The 10,354-nt window shown below is 27.1% G+C and carries 8 protein-coding genes; 1 reads left to right on the forward strand and 7 read right to left on the reverse strand.

What is annotated here, in order from left to right:
* The 7 genes from KO488_RS07665 to KO488_RS07695 all read right to left on the reverse strand — a co-directional run.
* Positions 1 to 239 (reverse strand): recombinase family protein (locus KO488_RS07665; RefSeq protein WP_216058215.1); only part of this gene is annotated, 239 nt, incomplete at its 3' end.
* Between the two features lie 1,123 nt (positions 240 to 1,362).
* Positions 1,363 to 2,037 carry a M48 family metallopeptidase gene (locus KO488_RS07670; protein ID WP_228319071.1) on the reverse strand — a complete coding sequence of 225 codons (675 nt, stop codon included), beginning with the start codon at positions 2,035 to 2,037 and terminating at the stop codon, positions 1,363 to 1,365.
* Entirely contained in the window at positions 2,015 to 5,086 is a 3,072-nt protein-coding gene (locus KO488_RS07675; protein ID WP_216058216.1) for a type I restriction endonuclease subunit R, read from the reverse strand. The genes KO488_RS07670 and KO488_RS07675 overlap by 23 nt, the downstream gene beginning before the upstream one ends.
* The gene (locus KO488_RS07680; protein WP_216058217.1) at positions 5,076 to 6,140 is read right to left on the reverse strand and encodes an SIR2 family protein; all 1,065 of its coding nucleotides are present in this window, start codon (positions 6,138 to 6,140) and stop codon (positions 5,076 to 5,078) included. Before KO488_RS07680 ends, KO488_RS07675 begins: the two co-directional genes overlap by 11 nt.
* Positions 6,133 to 7,323, reverse strand: coding sequence for a restriction endonuclease subunit S (locus tag KO488_RS07685; protein WP_216058218.1), 1,191 nt, complete (start codon positions 7,321 to 7,323; stop codon positions 6,133 to 6,135). The genes KO488_RS07680 and KO488_RS07685 overlap by 8 nt, the downstream gene beginning before the upstream one ends.
* 1 nt (position 7,324) lies before the next feature.
* Positions 7,325 to 8,812, reverse strand: coding sequence for a type I restriction-modification system subunit M (locus KO488_RS07690; protein ID WP_216058219.1), 1,488 nt, complete (start codon positions 8,810 to 8,812; stop codon positions 7,325 to 7,327).
* Positions 8,805 to 9,395: a restriction endonuclease subunit S gene (locus KO488_RS07695; protein WP_228319072.1), complete on the reverse strand. Its 591-nt coding sequence runs from the start codon at positions 9,393 to 9,395 to the stop codon at positions 8,805 to 8,807. The genes KO488_RS07690 and KO488_RS07695 overlap by 8 nt, the downstream gene beginning before the upstream one ends.
* 353 nt (positions 9,396 to 9,748) lie before the next feature.
* Between KO488_RS07695 and KO488_RS07700 the strand changes: the two genes are divergently transcribed.
* A complete protein-coding gene (locus KO488_RS07700; protein WP_216058220.1) occupies positions 9,749 to 10,303 on the forward strand; it encodes a recombinase family protein in 555 nt (184 codons plus the stop codon).
* Positions 10,304 to 10,354 lie beyond the last annotated feature (51 nt).

Genomic DNA, 10,354 nt, shown 5'->3' on the forward strand with positions numbered 1-10,354 from the left:
GTTTGAATAAGATGTTTTAAGTTTCTTCCAAGCCTATCAAGTTTATAAACAACTAAAGTATCATTTTCTCTTAAAGCTTTTAAACAATGTTCAAGTCCAGGTCTTTGATCTTTGGAACCAGATATTTTATCAGTATAAATATTTTCTTTATTAACACCTTCTTTTGTAAGTGCATCTATTTGTAAATCTAAAACTTGATTTCCATCTGCTTTTGAAACTCTTGCATATCCTATGAGCATTTTTATCCTTTTTTGAAAAGTGTATATTAAACGATGGTTTAGTATACATTGAGAAGATATATCAAATTAGTATTCATTAGTGTATATTAATATGTAATTTATTCAAAGTATAGCAAACTACATATAAAGTTTGATTAAATTACAAATATAAGAGAATTTGAAATTAAACATTTGTCGATTATAAAAAATAGCATTTTATTAAAATGTTATTGTGAGTTGCAAAAATCACTCATATCTGAACACCGTATCACTTTACATTCGAACACCCTAGCACTTAACACTTGAACACCGTATCACTTTTAATTCGAACACTTTAGATAAAAAAGTGATACGTAAGTTTCAGTTAAGGTTGAGATATTCTCCATATTAAACTACACTTCTAAAAAGAACTTTAGGAGTGATAATGAGGAGAGTTTCAATGAAACAAATAAAAGAGGTACTAAAGTTAAAGTATCAAATGGATTTTTCATTTAGAAAATTTCTAAAAGTGTTGGAATATCAGCATCAACTGCATTAGAATATTGTAGAAGATTTGAAATATTAAAAGATAAATTAGAAGATTTCATTTTATTAGATGAAGAGGTTATGTATAAAATGCTGTATCCTGAACATAAAGCTATAAAACAAAAATCAAAAAGGCCTAAGCCAGATGTTGAATATATAGATAATGAGATACGCAAAAAAGGTGTTACATTTTTATTATTATGGCAAGAATATAAAGAGCAACACCCTGATGGATATGGTTATACTCAATTTAAAACTTATTATCATAAATATAGAAAAAAGTTAAATCCTTCAATGAGACAAATACACTTAAATGGAGAAAAACTATTTGTAGATTATAGCGGACTTACTGTTCCTATTTATAATAGTAAAACAGGTGAAATTATAAAAGCACAAATATTTGTAGCAGTACTTGGTGCTTCGGGATATACTTATGTTGATGCAACCCCAAGCCAAAAGCAAGAATACTTCATAAAATCCCATGTAAAAGCATTTGACTTCTTTGAAGGTGCTCCAAAAATATTAGTGCCAGATAATCTAAAAAGTGCAGTTATTAAAAATACTAAGCATGAAATAGTTTTAAATGAAAATTATCAAATAACTTCACAATTAAGTGAATTTATTTGTATTCTAACTTATCCTTTCTCTTTTTCCAATCAGGCATATAAGTATCTAAGTAGTTATAAAATTCTCTACTATGATTTGGGTGTACTAAATGAGCCAACTCATGAAAAATCACATATTCTATTGATTCTCTTCTCTTTTTAATTAACTCACTATTTAAATTTATATAGCCTTTTGAAGTATTGCAAGAGCCCCATCTTGTTTTCATTTGTCGAATTTTTATATTTTTTACTTCTTTTTTAACTATAGATAAATATTCTTCAACTACCTTTTGGAAGTATTTTTCTGCTTTTAATATATACCATTCATTAAGCAGTTTTTGCTTTTTATTTATATTTGTCTTATCTTTAACAAATATTTGAATATAACCTCTTAAAAGTTTTACTTGCTCTATATTAGATTCAATAACTTTAAGTCTATAGTTTTTACCTAAATATTTAAAACTCTCTCCACTGACATACTCTTTTTTTTCTACTTTATTATTAGCTTCAAAAAATTCTACATTTTTTGATATCCAACTTTTTCTTTTTTCTAAGATATAAGTAATATGTTTATCATCTGTTTTTAAAGGAACAGTTAATATTACATCACAATTTGGTTTTACTTTTAGTGTAATATTTTTTATATCTTTTTTTATAACTTTTACATTATGAGTAGTTATTGATTCCAATATTTCTTATCCTACCTATAATTTCATCTGAATTCTCAAACTGTATATCATATTCGTCTTCTAAATCCCATAATATATCTTCAATTTGACCTTCTATTTGATTTGTCACATCACTATTATTTGTCCAGTCTGGCTTCTTTGAAACTTCATTAAATATCTTATTTACTTTAATTACAACCTCTTCTAAAACATCATTTTCTTTTATTAGACCAGATATAAATTCTCCAAGATTATCATAAAATGCAATTGCGCATTTATTATTTCTAATGCTTTCAGGATAGTTGTTTTTTTCAGTGGTATTTTGGGACATAAGCAAACTTCTTATATCTTTTGCATGTTTTAATTTTTCTTCTTCTGATAATCTACTATCTTTATACTCTTCAAGGATTTCTTGAATTCTGGCTGCCAACTTTTCATAGTATGCAGGATTTGATTCCATTTTTTCATTAATTGTTGCAGTTGATGCACTTAATATTGTATCTGCTCGTGCATTATCTCCTACAATTCTTTCAATCTCACTATCAAAGTCTTCATCAAAAATATTAACTAACTTTGTAAGTTGATTAACATCATCAGCACTGATAAATGTATCAAGTAGTTTTTGCATTTGTTTTTCATACTTACCAAAATCAACTGTCTCATGGTATCTAATTTTTATACTTGCTCTTAAATTTGAATAAAACTTCATTTTACTTTTAAAAGCTGTTATTTCTTCTTCTGAAAATATTTCATTTATTTTATCTGAAGATAATGAAAGTTTTAATGCTCTTCCATAATTTGATAAGTATTCATAGAACTCTTTTCTTTTCTCTTCCTCAGATAAAAATACTTCATAGCTTTCTTGGTCATTTTTATTTTCTACATTTTTAAATAACTCTTCTAAATGAGAATAAAAAGTTTTTAATTTTGCTATTTCATTTTTGATATCAACTACAGTTCCTGCTAAATCTTCCTCTTCAAAACCATCAAGTGAAGAATATGAAGTTAATGCACTATCAAGATTACCTAACAATCCTCTATAATCAATGATAAATCCAAAATCTTTACCATCATAAAGTCTATTAACTCTTGCTATTGCTTGTAAAAGGTTATGCTCTTTTAGTTCTTTATCTATATAAAGTACAGTTGCTCTTGGTGCATCAAAACCTGTCAGAAGTTTATCAACAACTATAAGAAGTTCTAATTCATCACCTTCAATAAACTCATCTTTTATTTTTTCTAAATATCTATCTTCATCACCATATTTTTTGATAATCTTTTGCCACTCTTCATTAATAAAAGTTTTATTATCATCATCAATGTTTTCATGTCCTTCTCTACTATCTGGTGCAGATATAACAAAGGCACTTTTTACATTTCCTAATTCTTCAAAAAGTTTATGATATTTGATAGCTTCAAATTTACTACTCGTTGCTAACATAGCTTTAAAACCAGTATCTTTTATATTTTTCACAAAATGACTGTCAATATCTAACATAATAAGTTCAAGTCTTTGTTCACTTGAGGCTAACCTTTGGAATTTCACCCATTTTCTAGCTAAGTCTCTTTTTTGTTCTTCACTTAAATCTCTGGAAATAATATCAAATCGTCTTTGCAGACCTCTTTCGTCACTTACCCATTGTTCTACTAATCTTCCCTCATAAAGTAAAGGTAAAACAGCTCCGTCTTTTACTGCTTGGTCAATAGTATATTTATGAAGTAGTCCACCAAATTTTGAGATAGTACTTTTTTCTTTTTTCATTAAAGGAGTACCTGTAAATCCTAAATAACAAGAACTTGGAAATACTTTTTTCATAGCTCTATTTAAATTCCCACCTTGTGTTCTATGTGATTCATCAACAAGTATAAAAATATTAGGGTCATTTAGTATTACTTTTTCTTTTGCAACAGTTTCAAACTTATGTATAAGTGTAGTAATAACGCTCTTACCACTTTGTAGCAAACTAACTAAATGTCTACCATTTTTTGCTCTTTGAGCTTCTATCTCACTGTTTTTAAAAGTTGAGTGTATCTGTCTATCTAAATCTTTCCTATCAGTTACTACAATAACTTTTGAATTTAATATTTCTCTTTTTATAACTCTTGTTAGCATGACCATTGTTAAAGATTTACCACTACCTTGAGTATGCCAGATAAGACCTCCACCTCTACGACCTGTATTATCTAACTTTTCTATTTTTCTAACAATTTCTTTAATAGCAAAGAACTGTTGGTATCTTGCTATCTTCTTTATTTTATTGTCAAAGATAATAAATGAGTGTAAAAGTTGAACTACTCTATCTTTATTAAAAAGTGAATAAACTGTATTATCTAATTTACTTGCTGTTCTATTAATAACTAATTTTTCTAGTTGTTCATTTGTATCTTCTTCCCAAGTTGCATAAAACTTTTTTGGTGTACCTGTTGTTGCATATTGTGGCGAGTGATTATTACCTGCAAGTGTTATTTGTACATATTTAAAAAGTTGTCCTATTTCACCTTTTAACTGATTTCTAATCATTTGTGAAATTCCCTGTTCTGTATCTACACTTGATTTTTTTAGCTCAATTACACCAAAAGGAATACCATTTATAAATAAGACTACATCAGGTCTTCTAGTTTTCTCTGTCTCATTTTGAATCGCTCTTGATACTGTAAATTCTTCAGTAAAATGAAATACATTGTTTTCAGGGTTTTGAAAATCAATATATTTAAATGAAAAACTTTTTTTAGCTCCATCAATAAGCTCTTCTTGATAAGAATTCCCAAGTATTAGTTGGTCTGATACTTTTGAATTAGCAGTCATTAAACCTTCGTTTAATGACTCATCCAAAGAAGCTATTGCATTTGCTATATTTTTAGAAGAAAAAGGATAAGTATTACTTTTATATTCAAAGTTATTTAACTTTTGTAGTTGTTTAACAAGTATATCTTTTAATACTACTTCACCTAACTTTCCATCTCTAAAATTTACATTCTCTTCTTGAGAAATAAACTTATATCCCATAGACTTTAATAAATCTATAGTGTTATTTTGTAATTGCTTTTCTGTTGATATATCAAAACTCATTATATATTCCTTTTAAATCATTATCCATTTTCTCTTCGATATAATTTACTATGCCTTTATCAGAAAATTCTACATTTGTACCAAAAAAAGATTCATATCTCTCTCTCAGTTCTTTAAAAACTGTAGACTTACTTGTATCTTGATTCTTATAGTCAACTACTGTAATCTTAATATCAGATTCTTTTTTAAGAGCCCTAGATAACAAGATTTTAAATTCAAAGTCTGCTAGAGGAAAAGAATAACCAACAAATACAATATGTTTAGCTTCAGATAAATCAATAAAAGCATTTTGCCAAATATTTTTTATATGGTTTGTTTGAAACTCTTTCATAAAAGTTGGTGAAATCATAAACTTTTCTAAATTTACATTACATGATTTACATTTAAACTCATTACTTATTTTCTTTTTATTGATATATACTTTATGGCAAGAATGACAAATATTCCAATTTATTGAACCATGAAGTTTAATAAGTTTAATATTATTTATACCCTTTACTTTTAAATGAGTAGATGGTACATGATTTTTATTCTCTTGGAATTGTTCCTCAAATGAGTAATCAAACATGCAATAATCTAATCCAACAGTATCATCTACTATTTTATTTTGGATATATTTATCAATTAAATTATCCCAATTCAATGTAATAATAGATTGATTGTCTTCTTTTCCAGACTCTTTTCTAAATTTAATTAATTTATCAATAAATTCACTAATGTAAGTATTGTCTTTTTCAATAGATTCAAAATAATCAGCAATTTTGTTAGTTAATATATTTTCTTTATTAATAAAATCTGATACAGTTAAGTCTTTGTATTTATGCGCAGATTTAATACTCCTATCTAGAAGTGAAAACACATCTTCTAATGGTATTTTAGATAAAGCAGGTTTTGTTAATTTTTTAGAACTAAATAAATAAAACTCTTTATAAAACTTCTTCATTTCTTTTAAAAAATCAGCATCCTCAAAACAATGTTTCATAATATCTTTTTGAGCAGGTATACCATAAGGTATTGAAAATCCAGCTCCTAACACATAAACTATTTTATTCATATTTAACTCTTACTTTACCCGTAAGAAGATTTTGCATTAAGCCTTTTTTTTGTTCTTCAAGTTCAAAAAACTCTTGCTCCAATATTTCAATTTCTTTATCTGACAAGAATAGAATATCAACTATTTTCTTTTGTTCTTTAAGAGAAGGAATTACTACTTTTAAATTATTAAATTCTTTTTTACTAATTTCTTTTTGACCAGTTCCACCTATTATATAGTCTACTCTTTTATAAAAATCATACTGACTAAAATAATATTCAATAAATTTTAAGTTACAAATATTTTCTTTTATTTTTAAATGTGTTATTGCATTTGATGTAACGAATCCCTTCCACTCATCAGGAACAATACCAAAACCACCATTATGAAAATTTTGTCTTCCAATCAAAAGTTCTCCTGGCTCTACGATATAATATGGTCTACCATTTTCAGTCACATTTGGATATTTTCCACTTTTTGAGATACCTTGACAATGAAGTTTTACGGTTAACAATTCATGATTCTCAGGATTTAAAACTTTATTTTTTTTAGGTTCTATTAATAAGTCACCTAGTTTAAATTCATCCCAATTATCGGTAAACTCTGAAAATCTAACTTCACCTGTTAAAAGTTTTTGCATTAAACCTTTTTTCAACTTCTGTTTATATGATATTAAAAGTTTAGTCTTATTTATTGCTTCATTTGAAATTTTAAAGATATTATTTACTTTTTTAACTTCCTCTATATTTTCAGGTATAAATATTGGTAATTTTTTCAAATCTTTTATATTTATACCTTTTACTGCTTGACCTATATTATTATCCCTTAAATGGTCTTCTGCAACCTTACTAGTTAGATAATAGTAAATATAATCTCGAATATCTTTATTATCTACTCTTATTCTTGCTACATCACGAGTAATATTAGACCCATTTAAAATTTGAGGAACAATTGCAACTCTTCCAATTGTTCCTCTAATAGCAATTACAATATCTCCTGTTTTTAATCTAGACCTTTTGTATTCACTTTCTATTTCAGGTGTAGTTTTTTTTACACTATCTATATCTATTTTGCCATTTCTAATATCTTTAACTTCGACTGCATATATTCCTTCTTTTTGAGGAAGTCCTGTTTTTACAATACCATAACAAATAGAAGCACTTACATACGAATCAAGTTCTTTATAGTTTATATTTTCTGACATGTTAAAGACCTAATTCATTCAAGTATCCACTCATTTTAGATTTTATATCTACAAGCTCATTTTCAATATTTTTAATATTTTGCTTTGTAGATTCAATATCAACTTCAGCTTCTTCTTCAAAGGTATCAACATATCTTGGAATATTTAAGTTGTAATCATTCTCTTTGATTTCATCAAGTGTTGCTAAATGTGAATACTTTTCAATTACAGTTTTATTTTTATAAGTTTCTAATATCTTATTAATGTGTTCATCATCAATATTATTTTGATTTTTATCTTTATTAAAATCACTACTTGCATCAATAAATAAAATATCAGTATTATCTCTTTGCTTTTTGAACACTAAAATAGTTGCAGGAATATTTGTACCAAAAAATAAGTTAGCAGGTAAACTAATAATCGCATCAAGTAAATTTTCTTCTATTAATTGCTTCCTGATTCTTCCCTCACTTGCACCCCTAAATAATACTCCATGAGGTAGGACTACACCCATTCTTCCATTTTCATTTAAACTTGCCACCATATGTTGAATAAAGGCATAGTCACCTTTACTCTTTGGTGGAACTCCTCTTTCAAATCTTTTATATTTATCATCTGTAGCTTCTTCTGCACCCCACTTATCAAGAGAAAATGGAGGATTCGCAATTACTACATCAAATTTCATTAAATGGTCAGCTTCTAAATGAAGTGGATTTCCAATAGTATCTCCCCATTCAATTACAGCATCATTTATATCATGTAAAAACATATTCATTTTACACAATGCTACTGTTGCATTTTTACTTTCTTGACCATAAAGTCTAAAATTGTTATTACCTACTTCTTTACTTGCTTTAATAAGTAGTGAACCTGAACCACAAGTTGGGTCATAAATTCTATCTCCTTCACTTGCTTCTACAAGTTTTGATAAAAGTTTAGACACATTACTTGGAGTAAAAAATTCTCCTCCTTTTTTACCTGCATCACCTGCAAAATGGGAAATAAGATATTCATAACTATCACCTATTACATCATTGCCTTCTAACATTGAAGGTCTTAAATCTAGTCTAACATCATCAAAGTCTTCAAGTAAGTTTTTTAAGATTTTATTTTTTTCTTTTGTTCTTCCAAAAACTGCCTCACTGTTAAAACTAATCTCTCTAAACACACCATCAAGTTTTTCTTTGTTATCTTCTTCAATTCTTTCTAGTACTTTATCAATAACTTCTCCTAAATTCTCAGCCTCTTTATGTTTCAAAATGTATTCAAATGTACACTTTTCATCTAGTTTAAACTTTTCTCTATTTAAACTCTTTTGAATTCTATCTTGATTATCACCATATTTAACAGTTAATTCTTCTAGTTTTTCTTTATAAAAATCAGATAAATATTTAACAAATAACATTGTAAGAACATAATCTTTATATTGACTACTATCCATTGTTGTCCTAAATGTATCACACGCTTTCCATACTATTCCATTGATTGTTTCTTGAGTTGTTTTAGTCATTTGTTATCTCCTGATTTATTATTGTTTCAAATACTTTACTTGTATATTTTTGTTTTTCTTCTATTAACTGATTTAAAAGATTAATCTCTTTATTTGACAGGGCTTGAATCTCAGCAACTTTATTTTGTGTTTCTTTTGGTGGTAATATAATTTCTAATTCACCAATAAATTTAACATTTAACATAGATACAGCAGAACCTTGACTATATAGTTGTCTTTTTATATATGAGGAATTTAGATAATTAACTAAAAACAGAGGATTAACATCACACTTTTTAGTTCTTATTATAGCCGCAAGTGATGAGATTATAGTATCAGTATAATCCTCATCTATATATACTGCAATATTTGGTTCTCTAAGCCTAATAAGAATGTCACCTTTTTGTAAAAGGTTCTCTTCTTTTATTTCTTCATTTGCAGTAAAGTCTTCTGCAAATGAATGGTTATAATAGCCATTCTCACTAAATGATTTAAGAGAGATTACATTATAATCTTTCTTAAATTCAGATTGCTGTGAGGCTTTCTTTCTTGATAAAACTAAGCCAGTCTTAATTGTCGTTAGGTGGTTCATTTTTATTTTCAAAGCTTCTCCTTTCTGGGTTTTTTATTTGTCAAATCACAAGTAGACAACTTGAACAAAAGAATATTAACATCCATTTTCTTTATTTAAACTTAAAAAACATACTTTTATTGTCAAATCACAAGTAAACAATAATAAATACCATAAATAAACTTCAATTAAAAGTCACTTGACAAATTTCATAGAAGTGTAAAAAATTAGAATAGAGAAATCACATAGAGTATATATTTAAAACATCTGTTTTTCGACACCCTCTTCAAAAATCCATAAAACTTCTAAAAAACACCCAAATAATATACGATAAATACTGTCGGATTATGATACAATACGAATACTATATTAAAGGGGTTTTTCGTATGCTTGTAGGATATATAAGAGTATCAACAGCTGATCAGAATTTAAATTTACAAAAAGATACACTAATTAAATATGGTGTTGATGAAAGAAATATATTTTCTGATAAAACATCTGGTTCAAAAGATAAAAGAGTTGGTCTTGATAAAGCAATTGAATTTTTAAAAGAAGGAGATACTTTAGTTGTCTGGAAATTAGATCGATTAGGTAGAAGCTTAGCTCATCTAATTAGTGTAATTACTTCTTTAAAGAATAGAAATATATCATTTGCATCAATTACTGAAGGGATGGATACAACAACAGCATCCGGAGAACTATTCTTCCATATATTTGGAGCACTAGCTCAATTTGAACGATCTCTAATACAAGAACGAGTTAATGCTGGATTAGAAGCTGCTAGACAAAGAGGAATAAGAGGTGGACGACCTCGTGCAATAGATGATGAAAAATTAATTGCAATGAAAAAAGCTTTGGATGATGGTATGAGTAAAGCTGCAATATGTAGAACATTTAACGTAAAGAGAAGTACTTTGATTGATAGTTTAAATAGAAGCTAAACTCTTATGTACTTTAAAAAATAAATATTGTTTCATTTCATTAAATGAAAT

The organism is Poseidonibacter lekithochrous (assembly GCF_018861145.1).
GTDB lineage: Bacteria > Campylobacterota > Campylobacteria > Campylobacterales > Arcobacteraceae > Poseidonibacter > Poseidonibacter lekithochrous_A.